This window comes from Demequina sp. NBRC 110056 (genome assembly GCF_002090155.1).
In the GTDB taxonomy this organism is placed as follows: domain Bacteria; phylum Actinomycetota; class Actinomycetes; order Actinomycetales; family Demequinaceae; genus Demequina.
This window is the reverse complement of record NZ_BBRM01000006.1, coordinates 24708-40847: the sequence shown is the minus strand read 5'-3', so window position 1 is coordinate 40847 and position 16140 is coordinate 24708. Positions and strand designations below refer to the sequence as shown.

At 71.5% G+C, this 16140-nt stretch carries 15 protein-coding genes and 1 tRNA gene; 6 read left to right on the top strand and 10 right to left on the bottom strand.

The window, feature by feature from the left end; translation table 11 throughout:
• Nucleotides 1–137 precede the first annotated feature (137 nt).
• The 3 genes from ddaH (at nucleotide 138) to B7K25_RS10070 (ending at nucleotide 3858) form a co-directional block, all read left to right on the top strand.
• A complete protein-coding gene (ddaH, locus tag B7K25_RS10080) occupies nucleotides 138–992 on the top strand; it encodes a dimethylargininase (RefSeq protein WP_084105936.1) in 855 nt (284 codons plus the stop codon).
• 37 nt (nucleotides 993–1029) lie between these two features.
• A complete protein-coding gene (locus tag B7K25_RS10075) occupies nucleotides 1030–2511 on the top strand; it encodes a dolichyl-phosphate-mannose--protein mannosyltransferase (protein WP_084105935.1) in 1482 nt (493 codons plus the stop codon).
• 111 nt (nucleotides 2512–2622) lie between these two features.
• Nucleotides 2623–3858: an AI-2E family transporter gene (locus B7K25_RS10070; RefSeq protein ID WP_084105934.1), complete on the top strand. Its 1236-nt coding sequence runs from the start codon at nucleotides 2623–2625 to the stop codon at nucleotides 3856–3858.
• Nucleotides 3859–4222: 364 nt separating this feature from the next.
• Here B7K25_RS10070 and B7K25_RS10065 read toward each other — a convergent pair whose 3' ends face one another.
• Together B7K25_RS10065 and B7K25_RS10060 are read right to left on the bottom strand one after the other, a co-directional pair.
• Nucleotides 4223–5170: an FKBP-type peptidyl-prolyl cis-trans isomerase gene (locus B7K25_RS10065; protein WP_084105933.1), complete on the bottom strand. Its 948-nt coding sequence runs from the start codon at nucleotides 5168–5170 to the stop codon at nucleotides 4223–4225.
• Between the two features lie 144 nt (nucleotides 5171–5314).
• Complete coding sequence (locus tag B7K25_RS10060; protein WP_084105932.1) at nucleotides 5315–5782, bottom strand: Lrp/AsnC family transcriptional regulator; 468 nt, start codon at nucleotides 5780–5782, stop codon at nucleotides 5315–5317.
• A 162-nt stretch (nucleotides 5783–5944) separates the two neighbouring features.
• Between B7K25_RS10060 and B7K25_RS10055 the strand changes: the two genes are divergently transcribed.
• Complete coding sequence (locus B7K25_RS10055; protein WP_084105931.1) at nucleotides 5945–6976, top strand: ornithine cyclodeaminase; 1032 nt, start codon at nucleotides 5945–5947, stop codon at nucleotides 6974–6976.
• A 301-nt stretch (nucleotides 6977–7277) separates the two neighbouring features.
• Here the strand turns inward: B7K25_RS10055 and B7K25_RS10050 are convergent, their stop codons facing one another.
• The 8 genes from B7K25_RS10050 to B7K25_RS10015 all read right to left on the bottom strand — a co-directional run bounded on the left by B7K25_RS10050 (nucleotide 7278) and on the right by B7K25_RS10015 (nucleotide 14423).
• On the bottom strand, nucleotides 7278–8282 hold the full coding sequence (locus tag B7K25_RS10050) for a lysylphosphatidylglycerol synthase domain-containing protein (protein ID WP_084105930.1): 1005 nt from the start codon (nucleotides 8280–8282) through the stop codon (nucleotides 7278–7280).
• Nucleotides 8279–9490, bottom strand: coding sequence for a polysaccharide pyruvyl transferase family protein (locus B7K25_RS10045; RefSeq protein WP_144018967.1), 1212 nt, complete (start codon nucleotides 9488–9490; stop codon nucleotides 8279–8281). Before B7K25_RS10045 ends, B7K25_RS10050 begins: the two co-directional genes overlap by 4 nt.
• Complete coding sequence (locus B7K25_RS10040; RefSeq protein ID WP_159450182.1) at nucleotides 9487–10710, bottom strand: glycosyltransferase; 1224 nt, start codon at nucleotides 10708–10710, stop codon at nucleotides 9487–9489. Before B7K25_RS10040 ends, B7K25_RS10045 begins: the two co-directional genes overlap by 4 nt.
• A 42-nt stretch (nucleotides 10711–10752) precedes the next feature.
• On the bottom strand, nucleotides 10753–11544 hold the full coding sequence (locus B7K25_RS10035; RefSeq protein ID WP_084105927.1) for a transglutaminase family protein: 792 nt from the start codon (nucleotides 11542–11544) through the stop codon (nucleotides 10753–10755).
• A 129-nt stretch (nucleotides 11545–11673) separates the two neighbouring features.
• On the bottom strand, nucleotides 11674–12327 hold the full coding sequence (locus tag B7K25_RS10030; RefSeq protein ID WP_255376146.1) for a TetR/AcrR family transcriptional regulator: 654 nt from the start codon (nucleotides 12325–12327) through the stop codon (nucleotides 11674–11676).
• Entirely contained in the window at nucleotides 12263–13804 is a 1542-nt protein-coding gene (locus B7K25_RS10025) for an MFS transporter (protein ID WP_084105925.1), read from the bottom strand. Before B7K25_RS10025 ends, B7K25_RS10030 begins: the two co-directional genes overlap by 65 nt.
• Before the next feature lie 110 nt (nucleotides 13805–13914).
• Nucleotides 13915–14241: a hypothetical protein gene (locus tag B7K25_RS10020; RefSeq protein WP_084105924.1), complete on the bottom strand. Its 327-nt coding sequence runs from the start codon at nucleotides 14239–14241 to the stop codon at nucleotides 13915–13917.
• 109 nt (nucleotides 14242–14350) lie between these two features.
• Nucleotides 14351–14423: transfer RNA gene (locus tag B7K25_RS10015), tRNA-Ala, on the bottom strand.
• A 106-nt stretch (nucleotides 14424–14529) separates the two neighbouring features.
• On the opposite strand from B7K25_RS10015, the gene B7K25_RS10010 reads away from it, so the two are divergent.
• Both B7K25_RS10010 and B7K25_RS10005 read left to right on the top strand, forming a co-directional pair.
• Nucleotides 14530–15153 (top strand): HdeD family acid-resistance protein, encoded by a 624-nt coding sequence (locus tag B7K25_RS10010; RefSeq protein ID WP_159450181.1) that lies wholly within the window; start codon nucleotides 14530–14532, stop codon nucleotides 15151–15153.
• A gap of 1 nt (nucleotide 15154) precedes the next feature.
• Nucleotides 15155–16036 carry a TolB family protein gene (locus B7K25_RS10005; protein WP_084105922.1) on the top strand — a complete coding sequence of 294 codons (882 nt, stop codon included), beginning with the start codon at nucleotides 15155–15157 and terminating at the stop codon, nucleotides 16034–16036.
• Nucleotides 16037–16140: the final 104 nt, after the last annotated feature.

Genomic DNA, 16140 nt, shown 5'->3' with positions numbered 1-16140 from the left:
GCCTCCCCCACCGCGCGCCCAGGAGCGCCTATACGCAAAGATCGAGCGCGCATCGGCCCCACGACGCGAGAAAGACGCGCCGCAACCCCACACGCGTGCGCGGATTCGCTGACATCCTGGACTCGTTAGGAGGTGCCATGACCGTCCCCGCGCGCCACGCTAGTCCCCTGTCCGTCCTCATGTGCCGGCCCACCCACTTCGAGGTGACCTACTCCATCAACCCCTGGATGGACCCCGACGCCCCGTGCGACACGGCGCGCGCGATCGCGCAGTGGGACGCGCTGGTCGCCACCTACCGCTCGCTGGGCTTCTCGGTGTCCTTCATCGAGCCCGAGCCCGGCCTGCCGGACATGGTCTTCGCCGCGAACGGCGGCCTGGTGGTCGGCGGCCTCGCCTACACCGCGAGCTTCCGCCACGAGCAGCGCCAGCCCGAGGCTGCCGCCTACGCCCGCTGGTTCGCCTCCGCCGGGCTCGAGGTCGCCGAGGCCGCGTCGGTCAACGAGGGCGAGGGCGACTTCCTGGTCGTCGGCGACACGATCCTCGCCGGCACCGGCTTCCGGTCGACGCCCGGCTCGCACGACGAGCTCAGCGAGCTCGTGGACCTCGAGGTGCTGCCGCTGACCCTCGTGCGCGAGGACTACTACCACCTCGACACCGCCCTCGCGGTGCTCGATGCGCGGCCCGGCCGCGAGCAGATCGCGTTCCTGCCGAGCGCCTTCGACGAGGCCGGTCTCGCCGAGCTCCGTCGCCGCTACCCCGACGCGATCGAGGTGTCCGAGGAGGACGCCGCCGTCTTCGGCCTCAACGCGGTCTCGGACGGCCTGCACGTCGTCACCGCCGCGCAGGCGACGCGCTTCCACGCCCAGCTCGCCGCCCAGGGCTTCGTGCCCGTCGGCGTCGACCTGAGCGAGCTGCGGCTCGCCGGCGGGGGCGTGAAGTGCTGCACCCTCGAGGTGCGCCCTGCCCGAGCGGCACGCGAGGCCGTCGCCTGACCCAGCCCGCGCATCGGCCGCAACTAGGCTGACGCCTGTGATCCTCGAGACCGCGTACCGATGGCGCGTCGCCCTCATGGCCATCGGCGTCGGTGGCCTCGCGACGGTGCTGCGCTTCGCGAACCTCGGGTCGCCCCAGGCGCTCGTGTTCGACGAGGTGTTCTACGCCCGCGGCGCGTACTCCCTGCTGACGCTCGGCTTCGAGGGCGAGTGGGAGGGCGAGGATCAGGCGTTCGCGAGCGGTGACTTCTCGGGTCTGACCGACGAGGGCGACTACGTCGTCCACCCGATGATCGGCAAGCTGCTCATCGCGGTCGGCATCCAGATCTTCGGGCCCACGCCGTTCGGGTGGCGCTTCATGGGAGCGCTGCTGGGCGTCGTGACCGTGGTCATGGTGGCGTTCATCGCGCGCCACCTGCTGCGCTCGACGCTATGGGGCGGCGTGGCCGGGCTGCTGCTCGCGGTCGACGGCGAGCACATCGTGCTGTCCCGCACGGCGCTGCTCGACATCTTCCTCACCTTCTTCGTCGTCGCCGGGTTCGGGCTCCTGCTCGTGGACCGTGCACGCACGCGCGAGCTATTGAGCAGGGCCGATGCGGACCTCACCGGCCTCGGCCCCCGCACCGGGGTCAGGTGGTGGCGACTCGCGGCGATCGTGACGTTCGGCCTCGCAGTCTCGGTGAAGTGGTCCGGGCTGTGGTTCGCGGCCGCATTCCTCGTCCTGTCGGTGATCTGGGACTGGGCGGACCGTCGCGCGGTGGGCGCCGAGCGGTGGTTCGCCGGGGGCCTCGTGCGCGCCGTCCCGGCGTTCCTCGCGACGCTCGTCCTGCTGCCCCTCACGTACCTGGCGTCGTGGATCCCGTGGTTCCGCTCCGACGGCGGCTACGGGCGTCACTGGGCGGAGACGCACCCGGACGAGGGCGCCACGTGGCTGCCCGACGGCCTCAACTCGCTGCTGCACTACCACCAGACCGCGTACCAGTTCCATCGCACGCTCGACAGCCCGCACAACTACGAGTCGAACCCGTGGCTGTGGCCCCTGCAGTACCGCCCGACGGCCTTCTACTTCCAGGACGTGCCGGACGCGGATTGCGGCGCCGAGCGCTGCGTCAGCGCGATCCACGCGGTGGGCCACCCGCTCATCTGGTGGGCCGCGGCCATCGTGCTGGTCTACGCCCTGTGGCGGATCGTGGCGCGGCGGGACCTGCTCGCGCTGACCGTGACCGTCGGAGTGCTCGCGGCGTGGGTGCCGTGGCTGCCGTACGCGCACCGCACGATCTTCACCTTCTACACCGTCGCCATGGCGCCGTTCCTCGTCATCATGCTGGCCTGGGGGCTCAAGCGCCTCGCCCAGCCCGAGCGGCTGCGAGGGTCCTGGTGGCCGCCGGGCGCTATCGCCGTGGCGGTGTTCCTCGGCGCCGTGCTGGTGGTCGCCGGGTTCTTCGCCCCGGTGTGGATCGGCGACCCGATCCCGTTCCGGTACTGGCAGCTGCACATGTGGCTGCCCACCTGGGTGTAGCCCGCTCGGCGCGGCCGCGACGCCGCTTGCGGAGGTGGGGCCGCCTGCGGAGGTGGCGCGTGCGCGCGTGCCCAGCCCGCGCATCGGCGCTGCCCCTGGCACGATGACCCTATGTCCGACGCCCGGCCGCCAGCGCATCCGCCCACAGACATCGTGGAGGCGGTCCAGACCGCGCGGTCCGAGGCCGAGCCCACCGACGGACCGCCGCCGTGGCTCAACCGCTGGGTCTGGACGGCGCTGTGGAAGATCGTGGTGGTGGGCGTCGCCGTCGCGATCGCGGTCGCCGTCGTCATCGACCTGCGCCACCTGATCTCGATCCTGGTGATCTCGCTGTTCTTCGCGCTCGCGATCATTCCCGGCGTGGAGCTGCTCACCAAGCGCTTCGCGATGCGCCGCGGTGCGGCCGTGGGGATCATCTACCTCGCGGCGCTCGCCTTCCTCATCTTCATGGTCTCGGTCCTGATTCCCGCGATCGTCGAGTTCGCGGCAGCCGTGAGCGAGAACGCAGCGGGCTGGTACGAGCAGCTCGACGACTGGCTCGCCAGCCAGTTCGGCGAGGAGATCATCGACGGCGAGGCCGCGGCCGGCGGCACCGAGGCGCTGCTGCGCGCCGTGCAGGAGTGGGGCGACAACCTCTTCGGCATCCTCACGTCAGGCCTCGGCATCGTGTTCGACCTGTTCACCATCGCGATGTTCACCTTCTACTTCGCGGCCGACTTCCCGCGGCTGACCCGCTCGATCATGAGGCGTATGCCTCCCGCGCGACAGAAGGTCACCATGTGGGTGCTGCGGACCTCGATCGAGCAGACCGGCGGCTACTTCTACTCGCGACTGCTGCTGATGATCGTGTGCGGCGGGTCGGGCTTCGTGGTGATGCTGCTCGTCGGGCTGCCGCTCGTCTACGCGATGCCGCTCGGCCTCTTCATGGGCTTCGTGTCGGTGTTCATCCCGTTCATCGGCACCTACATCGGCGCCGCCATCCCGATCCTCGTCGTCATCGCCGTGCAGGGCTTCGTGCCCGGGCTCGTGCTGCTCGCGTGGGTGCTGGTCTACCAGCAGATCGAGAACTACCTGCTGAGCCCCCGGCTGTCCTCGAAGACCATGGAGCTCAACGGCGCCGTCGCGTTCGGCGGAGCGATGGCCGGTGGCGCGATCGCGGGCCCCATGGGCGCGTTCATGGCCCTGCCCGTCGCCGCGCTCATCACCGCCATCGCCAAGAACACTGGCAAGACCTACGAGGTTCTCGAGGACCTCGACGGCGACGGGATTCCCGACGACGCCGAGGCGCCCGCGGCCAAGGCGCAGGTCGCCGACGCGGGCGAGGCCGCCGAGCCCACGCGCCCCTAGCCGCGAACCTGCGCACTGCCGCGGGCCCCGGCCCACGCATCGGCGCTCAGAGCACACGCCGCACACCTCGGCCCACGCATCGGCGCTCCACACGTTCGCGCAGTCCGCGTACGCCGCGCGAGCCAGCCCGCGCATCGGCGCTCAGGGCGGGTGCCGGTACCCGCGTGCCACTCAACACACGGCTGTGGCGGGTGCGTCGCAGGTGACTGGTGGGCGCGACCACGAATCACACTCGCCTCACGCGTCCCAGCCGTGCGTTAAGCGATACGGCGCGAAGCTGGCGGCAGCGCTGGCATGCCCCCGGAACGCAGCGACGCCGGCCACCCCCTCAGGGGCGACCGGCGTCGCGGTGAATGCTCGGCGGCTACAGGGCCGCGAGGATGTCGACGACGAACACGAGCGTCGAGTCGCCAGGGATCGAGGCGTTGCCCTCGGCTCCGTAGCCCATGTCCGGCGGGATCACCAGGAGGACGCGCGAGCCGACGGTCTGGCCGGCGAGCCCCTCGGTCCAGCCGGAGATGACGCCGGTGAGCGAGAAGGCGGTCGGAGCGCCGCGGTCCCACGACGAGTCGAACTGCTCGCCGTCCCACAGCCATCCGGTGTAGTGAGCGACGACGGTGTCGGTCGCCTCGACGACGTCACCCTCGCCCTCGATGAGCGGCTGCACGATGAGCTCTTCGGAGATCTCGGCGCCGTCGAACGACACGGATGGGATGCCGTCCTCGCCGAACGTGATGGTCGGCAGGCCGGACTCGGGCTCGACCTCGGTGCCCTCCGCGGACTCGAGCGGCGTGGTCGACTCGGAGATCGTCATCGCCATGAAGACCGTGGACTCGTCGGGCGTCTCGGCCGCGGCGTCGACGCTCGCGTAGATGATCTCGCCACCGACGCCGGTCGACAGGAGCGCGTCCCACAGCTCGGGGTCGAAGGTCTCCTCGGCCAGCGTGATCGGCTCGGGCGCGCCGGCCGTGTACGTCGAGTACAGGACGGTGCCGTCGGAGCCGTTGACCATCGTGTAGTCGAGGGCGACGACGTCACCCTCCTGGACAGGCTCGCTCTCGCCAGCGTCGACCACCATGGTGGCGACGGCGCCGACCGACTCCGGGGTCTCGAACTCGAGCGTGGGGTTGCCGTCGGCGTCCTCGGTCCAGGTCAGCCCCTGGAGGACGGCGAGGTCCTCCTCGGCGCCGAAGCCGGTGCCGTCGAAGGCGGGCGTCGCGGACGCCTCGGGCTCGTCGCCGCCGCCGGAGCAGCCGGCGAGGACCAGGGCGGCCGCGGCGGAGGCCGCGACCCAGGGGAGGTGCTTGTTCACAGGAAAGGACTCCAGATGTCTGTGGGAGGTCTCGGGTCGTTCAGCGCGCGCCGAAGCGGCCGTGCAGGCCGACGGGGCACCCCGACAACCCTTGGCGCGGCCGAAAGGTTCCCGGCCCGCGCGCGTCGTTGCTGACTTGTGACCCTATCGCGGACGGCCGTCGAGCGGGTCCGCGGCGTTCGGGCCGAAGAGCCTCGACAGCACGATCGCGGACCGGGTCGAGTCGACCTGCGGCGCGAGACGCACCTTCTCCAGGGCGACCTCGAGGTGCGGCGGGCTCTGCGCGCGGATCCTGACGATCGCATCGGCGCTGCCGGTGACCGTGAACGCCTCGTCGACGTCCGGGATCTGGCTGAGGATTCGGGTGAGCTCCGCCGGGGCGACCGTGCCACGGCAGAAGAGCTCGACGTAGGCCTCGGTCGAACGGCCCTCGATCTCGGGATCGATGAGGGCCGTGAAGCCCTGGATCACGCCGTCGGCGACCATGCGGTCCACGCGGCGCTTCACGGCGGAGGGCGACAGTCCCACCTCGTCGCCGATGTGGGCGAAGCTGGCCCTGCCGTCGGCCCTCAGCATGGCCAGGATTCGACGGTCCAGGTCGTCGACGCTCATCCGCTCCCCATTTCTTGCGTCGCTCCGCATGAATCATGCGATCAGGCATGAGACTACGCAAGGAACACCCGTCCCTGTCAAGAAAGCCGCACGAACACTTTGCGAGACTGGAAGAGTCCCCGCGACGGGCGCGGAGGACGCAGACTCGGGTGGAGGCCGCACATGGTGCAGTTCGTGGGAGTGCCGCAGATGCGGCGATGGATCTCGGCGGTCGGCGCCGAGGCGATCATCGCATCGATGATGGACACCGTCGAGGAGGACCTGCGCCACTGGCGCCGGTTCGACAAGACCGCGCGCATCGCCTCGCACTCCCCCGTGGGCGTCATCGAGCTCATGCCTACCTCGGACGGCGCCCAGTACGCCTTCAAGTACGTCAACGGGCACCCGTCCAACCCCGCGCGCGGGCTGCAGACCGTGACGGCGTTCGGCATGCTCGCGGACGTCGCGAGCGGCTACCCCGTGCTGCTCGCGGAGATGACGCTGCTCACGGCCCTGCGCACCGCCGCGACGTCCGGCGTCGCCGCTCGCGCCCTCGCGCGGCCGGACTCGACGCACCTCGCGCTCATCGGCGCCGGCAGCCAGGCCGAGTTCCAGGCGCTCGGGATGCGCGCGGCGATCGGCATCGAGTCCGTCGCCGTGTGGGACACCGACCCCGCCGCCCTCGACAAGTTCGAGCGCAACATGGCCGGCAGCGGGCTGCGCGTGCGCCGCGCGACGAGCGCCGCCGACGCCGTGGCCGGCGCGGACGTCATCACCACCTGCACCGCCGACAAGACCAACGCCACCGTCCTCACCGCGGACATGATCGAGCCGGGCGTGCACATCAACGCGATCGGCGGCGACTGCCCCGGCAAGACCGAGCTCGACGCCGCGATCCTCACGCGCGCCGACCTGGTCGCGATCGAGTTCGAGGAGCAGACCCGCATCGAGGGCGAGATCCAGCAGATGCCTGCAGACTTCCCCGTCACGGCGCTGTGGGACGTGCTCAACCGCGAGGCGTTGGGCCGCACCGCCGATGAGCAGGTCACCGTGTTCGACTCCGTGGGCTTCGCGATGGAGGACTTCTCCGCGCTGCGGCACCTGCGGGAGGCCATCACGGGCACCGACTTCGTCGAGGAGATCGACATCATCGCGGACCCCGCCGACCCCAAGGACCTGTTCGGGCTCACGGTCGCGGAGCACGCGGCGATCTAGCCTCGCCCCCGCTTGGTGTCTGGGGGCCGCGCCGCCTTCGACCACCGACAGTTCCGAACATCCGCGTCGCGACGCGCCGCGCGCGAGGGGCGCGGCTCGCACGCCAGCGGGGTGTCACGAGCCGAGATGTTCGAAACTGTCGGGTGACGGCGGTGCGCGGTGCGATGGACACGGCCCGCCTCCCGCGCCTGACAGTTCGAACCAACGGCAGGGCACCACGCCGCGCTGGAGGGCCGATGCGCTGGCTGGCTCGGGGTGTCGCCGCACCCCTTGGTTCGAACTGTCAGCTTGGTTCAGGCTGTCAGGGGCGGGGTGGCAGGGTGGCGCTGGCACGCCCGATGCGGGCCGCGAGCGCGGCGACCGCCCAGAACAGGACGTCGACCGCGGCCGACCACACCCGGCTGAGCAGCACCACGAGCGCCGCGGTGGGCGCCGGCAGGATCACGAGCAGCAGCACCAGCTGGGTGGCGTCGCGCGTGCCGAGGCCGCTCGGCACCAAGGGGGTCAGGATCCCGACCACTCCCGCGAAGCCGAACGCACCGACGGCGAACAGCAGGTCGCGGCCGTCGGCCTCCGGCACGACGGCGCGCATGAGCAGCGCGTAGGCGAGGCCCGACAGGAGTGCGCCGCCACCGTACAGCAGCACGGCGTCCCGGACGACGGGCCACCCGACTGGCACAGCGGTGCCCCGGCGCAGGAGGCGGAAGCCAAGCGCGAGGATGCGGTTGAACACCGGCGGGGCCATCGCGACGAACGCGGCCACGGCGCCCACCGCGACCACGATGCGCAGCGCCGGGGAGATCTCGCCGATCCGCGGGTCGGTCGCGAGCAGCGTCAACGAGACGGCGCCGACCGCGACCACCTGCGCGGCGGCCTCGACGAGCGTCGACACCGCGAGGCGGGACTTCGAGATGCCCTGCTCCGCGGCGAGCAGGATCTTGCCGGCGATCCACGGCAGGGTCCCCGGAATGTAGCGCGCGAGCCACGCCCGCGCGTACACGTCCGCGAGCACCCGGAACCGCGGCAAGCGATGCGCGCCGAGGCGGACCAGCACCACCCGCCAGACCACGACGCCGAGGTAACGGAACGCGAGCGCGACCGCCGTCGCGGCGGCGATCCAGCCCCAGCCCAGCTCGACGCCGTCGAGGGCGTCCCAGTCGACCGTCCAGACGAACCACGCGAACGCCGCGGCGATGGCGGCGTAGAACGCCCACCGCGCGACCGTCGCCCACCGACCCGTGGTGGCGCGCGCGCCCGTCGGCGGCGAGGGGTCCGGTGTGCGGCCGGCTCCCTCGTCGCGGGTCACGCGCCGCCCTCCGCGTCGGACGCCGCGACACCCGTGCCGCCCGCGACGCCCACCCCGGCAGCGCCGAGCGCCGCGGCGAAGTCCGCGCGCAGGCGCGAGCGCATCGTCTCCAGGCGAGCGGCCGTGTCCGCCTGCGCGGCGTCGTCACCCTCGACCGCGGCGACCATCGATGCCAGGTCGGCGAGCGCATCGGCCTCCAGGAGGCGCTCGAGGGGACGCGTGACGGCATCCGCGCCTGCCTGGCTGGCGAACAGCCTGCCCTTGTCGACGTAGTAGTAGGTCACCGTCGGCACACCGACGGAGGTCGCGACGATGCCGGCGTGGAGGCGCAGCGCCACCATGACGTCGGCGCCGGCGATGACGCCGCGCAGCTGCTCGGGGCCGAGGTCGTCCGCGTCCAGGACGTGGACCGCCTCGGGGCGGGCCGCCCGCGAGCGCAGCTGCCGAGCGTAGGCGGGGTCCTCGTCCATGTGCATCGGTACCAGGACGACGGCCCCGTGGGACTCGACGAGCGCGTCGATCGCCTCGACGAGCCGCGCCGTCAGGGCGTCGGCGCGCTCGGTGCCGCCGGGGTTGCGGCGCCACCGGTGCGGCAGCCAGCCGCCGTGGCGGTAGTGGAACCACCGGCGCGGCGCGAGGACCGCGTAGCGCTCGGCCGGACGCGCGAAGTCTCCGGGGATCTCGGTCGCGTAGACCGCGCTGTCGAAGCTCGCCGTCACGGTCCCGGCCGGCACGCCCCAGTCCTCGAGGAGGTCCTTCGACTGCGTGTCGCGCGTGAGGAACGCCCGGGTCCGCCGCACGGTGGACGCGATGAGGCGCCGGCTCGACGCCGCCTCGGTGCGGCCGATGCCCTGGAAGACCCCGATGACCTGGGGGTTCGCCCAGGTGACGCAGCGCATCTTGGTCGCCCAGTACCAGACGCCCAGGCGGTTGGTGTAGTCCTTGAGCAGCTCGCCGCCGCCCCACAGGACGAGGTCCGCGGCACGTGCGGCGCGCATCAGCAGGAACAGGTCGAGCGGGCTGAGCGAGTGGATCCCCTGGTCGATCACCGTGGCGCCGAACCACGCGGCGTCCCGCTCGGCCTCCTGCGACACGATCGTGATGTCCGCGCCCGGGATCGTGTCGCGCACGAGGGCGATGAGGCCCGCGGCGATGGCGCGGTCGCCACGGTTCGCGGCGAGATCCGAGTTGATGACGAGCACGTTCACGCGGGCAACCCTGCCACAGCGCGGAGGCGTTCCAGCGTGCGCGGGGCGAGCACATCCCAGGAGACGGAGTCCGCGAGCTCACGAGCGGGGCGCGCCGACTCGGCGAGCTCGGTCGCGCCGCGCCGCATGGCATCGATGAGGGCCGATGCGAGGGCCGTGGAGTCGCCCGATCTCACCACCGCGCCGGCCGGGCTCGCGGCGAGCAGGTCCTGCGCTCCCGAGGCGTCGCTCGCGACCACGAACGCGCCGCGGGCGAGGCCCTCGAGCACCGCGACGGGCAGGCCGTCGACGTCGCCATCGGCGGCGACCACGGACGGTGCCGCGACGATGCCAGCCTCCGCCTCGAGCGCCGCCTTGGCGTCGCCGGTGACGTACCCCCTGAACTCGACCCCCGCGAGAGGCGCGGCCGCGCGCTCGAGCTGAGAGCGCATCGGCCCGTCGCCGCCGATGACGAGCCGAGCGTCGGGCACTGCTGCGCGCACCGCGGGCCAGGCATCGAGCAGGACGTGGATGCCCTTCTTCTCGACCAGCCGGGCGACGACGGCGACCGTGTGCGGGTCGCCCGCAACGGATGAGACGGCGGGGATGTTCACGCCCATCGGCGCGATCCGGATGCGCCCGCGCACGCTGCCGCGGAGGTCTGCTCGGTAGAAACCGAGCAGCCGCTCCGCCGTCTGCCGGCTCACCGCCGTGACGAATGCGGCCCGCCCAGTGACCCGCTGCACGATGCGCCTGCCGAGCGATCCGAGCCGGCGCAGCACCGCGACGTCGGCGGCGTGCGTCGTGAACCCGAAGGGGACGCCGGCCCGCCCGCAGACGCCCGCCGCGACGATCGCCTGCGGCGTGAACCAGTGGGCGTGCACCACGTCGGGACGCTGGGCGCGGAGGGCGTGGCGGAGGGCACGACGCTCGCCAAGCACGAGCAGCGGCACGACGAGCGCCATCGCGCGCCGGTCTCGAATCGCCGGCATGATGCCGCGTGCCGTGAGGGTCTCGAAGCGCCGTGGCGCGTAGGCGAACCGATCCTGGGTGACGCGACCGTCGGCGCCTTCCTCCTGCGGCCACGGCCGCGAGCGCGAGGACGGCGTGTGGGGCGCGAGGATCCGCACGGTGACGTCGGGGTCCGCTGCGGCGAGGGCGAGCGCCTCGTCGAGCACGAACCGCGGCACCGCGTCGTCGGCGTGAGCCGGCACGGTTGACGCCACCACCAGGATGTCCACGGCACCACGGTAGTGCGCGCGCACACCCGGGCCGAGGACCCGCTAGGCGAGCTGCACCGGCACCCGCACGTCGTCCGCGGGCAGCGCATCGGCCGTCGCCGTCACCTCCATCGACACCAGCTCGATGTCGGCGCCGATGGTCGTGAGGAAGGCGGTGTCCGCCGCGTCGCGGCCGGTCGCGATGCGGACCATCGACTGCCGGGGCGCGAGGCTGGTCGCGTCGACCACCCACCACTGGTTGTCGACGAGGGCCTCCGCGACGGCATGGAAGTCCATGGGCTCGAGGCCGGGCGCGTAGACGGCGACCACGCGGGCAGGGACGTCAAGAGCGCGCAGCAGCGCCACGACGAGGTGGGCGAAGTCGCGGCACACGCCGCGCCGCGACAGCAGCGTCGCCGCGGCGCCGTCGGTCGGGTCGGTGGACGCTCCGTCGTAGGTGAGCTGCGTGCCGACCCAGCTGGAGACGCCGGCGAGCAGGTCCAAGCCCGTCAGGCCCTCGAACTCGGCCGACGCGACCGGCAGCAGCGTGTCCGACTCGCAGTAGCGGCTCGGCCGCAGGAAGCGGACCTCATCGATGAGCTCGAAGGGCGCAGGGTCGGCGTGCCCCTCGACCGTGGCCCGGTAGGTCACCTCGACCCGTCCGGCGGTGACGTCGCACGAGTGCAGACGCCCGCCGTGCTCCTCGCGGAGCTCGGCCACCTCAACGGGCAGACCGTCCTGCGTGACGGTGAGCTCCTCCGAGGCGGCGCGGCCGTCGGCGACGGCGATCGCGAGCACCATGCGGACGGGGCCGGCGGCTTCGATGACCAGGTGGGAGGAGACGTCGCGGCGCATGCCGCCATGCTCTCACCCGGGTGGGGCAACGAGGAAGTGCCGCCGTTCGCCTTGGCAGGCGCGGGAGCCGCAGAAGCCGTCACGAGGCTCACGCCCCCCGACAGGGTCACGCCCTCCGATGCGAGCGGATCAGCCCTCAGGATCCGCATCTGCTGGTTCGCCCCGCCCACCTGCGCTCTCGGTGCCGTGCGACGACTGCCGCGTCAGGTGCAGGATCCGCTCGCTCAGGCGCGCCCGCACGTCCGCGGGCAACGGCGTGCCCGTGATCGCGTCGAACACCCACAGACCGTCGGCAGCAAGGTAGGCGATGAGCCTGTCGGCGTCCTCATCGGAGAGCGGCACGGCAGTCGGCACGGGAGGCGCCCAGGCGCCCATGAGCCGCGTCCAGGGAGTCGCCTGTGCCGTATCGATCGCAGCCTCGAGGACGAGCAGCAGTTCCGCCCTGGTCGCGCTCGTGGCCGCGACGCGTGCGTACGCCGCGGAGCGCTCCTGCGCTGAGGTCTCCTCAACGGCCTTGCCGGCGGCGTCGACCAGGGCGAGCTCCCACGCGTCTGCGAGGTGCTGCTGGAGAGCCACCAGCAGCGACTCTCGCGACGGGAAGTGGTAGACGAGGCCGCCCTTCGTGAGGCCGGCCTCGGCAGCCACGGACTCATAGGTCACGGCGTTGACACCATCGCGCTCCACGACGCGCAAGGCCGCCGCGATGATCTCCGATCGTTTACTGGGACGCACGGTCCACCCCCGGCTCGGAGGCCCCAGTGCGAGTCGCCTGGCGGTGGGCATCACCCCGCAGCGTTCGCGCCGTGGCGACGACCGCGACAGCCAGCACAGCGACGATCGCCAGCATGGTGACGGTGTAGGCGACGCCGTAGGCGTCGTGCGCGGCGTCGAACAGCCCTGGATGCGAGTCCGCGAGCGCAAGGCTCTCAGGCAGACCATCGCGCGCGCCCTCGGGGACACCGCTCGGAAGGTCGACCACCACTGAGTACACGAACGTCACCAGGCTGCCGAGCAGAGCAACCGCAGTGAGCGACCCGAACTCATAGGACACCTCCTCGACAGAGGACGCCATGCCTTCGCGCCCTGGCGGCGCCCCACCGACGATCGCGATCGAGGCGACGGCCATCGCCAGCCCCGTGCCGATGCCCAGCACCACCAGGCCGACGATGAGCAACGGCATGGCGCCGTGCGCGCCGAGAGCCACGAGCACGGATCCCACCAACGCGATCGCAAGCCCACCGGTGAGGATGGGCCGCAGACCCGTGCGGTGCAGCATCGCTGCGCCTGCGAGCGAGGCGGGCAACGCCCCGAGAGCGGCAGCGGCGACCAGCAGGCCTGCCTCGAGAGGGCTCATGCCTTCGAGCAGCTGGTAGCGCTGGGTCGTGATGAGCTGAACGCCCGCAACCGCGAACATCGCCAGCGACGCCGCGATCACACCCGAGGCGAACTTGGGGTCGCGGAAGATCGAGAACTCGAGGAGCGGCTCGGACAGGCGTCGCTGGCGCCGCACGAAGAGGACGAATCCGATGGCCGATGCCGTCGCGGCCACGGCGATGAGACCCCAGTCCTGAGGGAGGTGAGCAAGTTCCTTGATCACCAGGACCGCGCCGACGAGGCCGATCAGAGCCCACACCGACGAGAGCAGATCCCACCGCTTCGAGGGATGCGGGTCGTTGGCTGGGGCGAGCGCGATGGTCGCAAGGAACGCTGCGACGACGATGGGCACGTTGACGAGGAAGACCGATCCCCACCAGAAGGCCTCGAGTAGAGCGCCGCCGACGATCGGCCCCAGCGCCATGCCCACTGTCGAGATGGAGCCCCACACGCCGAAGGCCACGTTGCGTTCGCGCTCGTCCTCGAACGTGATGGCGATGAGCGCAAGGGTGGCGGGCATCATGCAAGCGGCTCCCACGGCAAGCACGGCGCGAGATCCGATCAGCACTCCCGCGGTCGGAGCGAAGGCCGCCACGAGCGAGGCGCCGCCGAAGATGGCGAGTCCGATCAGGAACATGCGTCGATGACCGACCCTGTCTCCGAGCGTGCCGCTGCCGAGCAGCAGACCCGCCATGACCACCGGATAGGCGTTGATGACCCACAGCGCCTGCGAGCCCGTTGCTCCCAGCTCTCGCGTCAGGGTCGGCAAGGCGGTGTACAGGATCGAGTTGTCGAGCACAATCATCAGGAGCCCGGCGCTCACCGTCGCGAGCACCGCCCACCGCTGAACGCGTGACGGCCCTTTCGCACGAATCTCTGTCCGCATGGCCGTAACTGTACTCTAAGTACAGTTATGGCACACGGCCGGATCGCCGCGGTCGGGACGCGGATCCGCAGCGATCGGGTCGCCCTCCCGCGGGGTGCGCAATGAGCGCGTCAGACTACGGTCCACACCCACCGGGCAGCCACGATCAGCCCCACCGTCGCGAAGCCGAGCGTGACGGCGAGCGCGGCCACCATCCCCGCGTCCTCGAGCCGGTCACGCAGCGAGGGCACGTACGGCGCCATCGGTTCGGGGTCCGGAAGGGGCCTCGCAAGCCAGGCCGCAGCATGCGCTTGGCTGCAGAAGCTCCCGACAAGGTAGTCGTGGAACGGCGCGCCGGGCGTACCCGCGCGAGCGATCTCGAGGCCGATCCATCCGTCGTCGGACACGGCACTCCCGCAGTGGTCGCAGACCTCCGCGGTGTCGTGCGCGTCGCCCATGGCGCCTCCCTCTCGCGGAGGCCCACGGTAGTCCAGGCGCACCACTGCCGCGTGGACCTCGCCCAGACAAAGAAAGAAGACCGCCTGCTCGGCAGGCGGTCTTCAGTAGTGGAGCTGAGGGGAATCGAACCCCTGACCTTCTCATTGCGAACGAGACGCGCTACCAACTGCGCCACAGCCCCAAAGTGCTCAGACAGATTACCACCTGTCGGGACCGCTTCCGCAATCCGCGCGCCTGCCATCGCTAGCATGAGCACAGACGCACCACATCGCACCCAAGGAGCAGGCATGTCGCAGCAGTACCCGCAGTTCAACATCGATGGCATCGCGATCGACGCCGACCAGATGGGCCGCAAGGCCGTGGGCTTCGCGCGCACCATGATCGGCGTGCTGGGCTTCATCGCGCTGGCGATCGGCGTCGCGCTCATCGTGTGGCCGGGCGCCACCCTCGTCGTGCTCGGCGCGCTCACCGGTGCGTTCTTCACGATCTCCGGCGTCGTCCGCATCGGCGTCGGCATCTTCATGCGCGAGAGCTCGACCGGCTTCCGCGTCCTCAACATCATCCTGGGCCTGTTCCTCCTGCTCAGCGGCATCGTGGTGCTCAAGAACCTGGCGGCGGCCACCGAGGTGCTGACGATCATCGTCATCGTGCTCATCGGCATCGGCTGGATCATCGAGGGCATCGCCACGCTGGCGCAGACCGGCCGCGGCGGCGGCTCGGCGTGGGGCTACGCCCGCGGCGCGATCGCGATCATCGCGGGCATCGTCGTCCTCGTGGTCCCCACCTGGAGCGCCGTCGCCCTGGTCATCGTCACCGGCGTCTCGCTCGTGCTGATCGGCGTCGCCGGCATGGTCCAGGCGTACCTCCTGGGCAAGGCCATCCCCAAGGAGCCCACCACGATCGACGGCTGACGTGCCCCGCACGCACCTGCCGGGGCAGCGCTCGCGGCTCTGGGTCATCGACCTGGAGACCGGCGAGCGCCGCGTGGTGCTCGAGTCGGCGGACCTGCTCATCGAGGCCCCCAACTGGAGCCCCGACGGCCGCGACCTCGTCGTCAACGGCGACGGCCGGCTGTTCCGCATCGCCGCCGACGGCTCGCAGGAGCACCTCACGGAGATCGACCTCGCGGGCGTGCCGGAGATCAACAACGACCACGTGCTGAGCCCCGACGGCGCCACCGTCTTCGTCTCGGCCGAGGACGGCCACATCTACGCGGTGCCGTACGCCGGCGGATCCCACCGGCGCGTGACGAACGACCGCGGCCCTGACTTCCACCACTACCTCCACGGGATCTCCCCCGACGGAGCGCTGCTCGCCTACATCGGCCTGTCCCGCAGCGCCGATGCGGTCGTCACCAACGTCTTCACCGTCCCCACCGAGGGTGGGCAGGACGTGCAGCTCACCGACGACGCCTTCCCCGACGACGGCGCGGAGTTCTCGCCGGACGGCGCGTGGGTCTACTTCAACTCGGAGCGCGCGGACACGGGCGCGGGGCATGCGCAGCTGTTCCGCATGCGGCCCGACGGCTCAGACGTGGAGCAGCTCACCCACGACGAGCGGGTCAACTGGTTCCCCCACGTCAGCCCCGACGGCTCGATGATGGCCTACGTCAGTTTCCCGGCCGGCACCCTGGGCCATCCCGAGAACCTCGACGTGATCCTCCGCCTCGCCCGTCCCGACGGCTCGGACGGTCGCGACCTCGTCTACCTCTTCGGCGGACAGGGCACCATCAACGTGCCGAGCTGGGCGCCCGACTCCCGCAGCCTCGCGTACGTCGACTACCCGCTCGCCTGACCCGGGACCACCCACCCACCTCGCCGAGGTGGGGCCGTGAGGCGACCCAGCACGCGCATCGGCCGTCATCAGACCGTCACATTTCCGCAATGACTGCGCAAAGC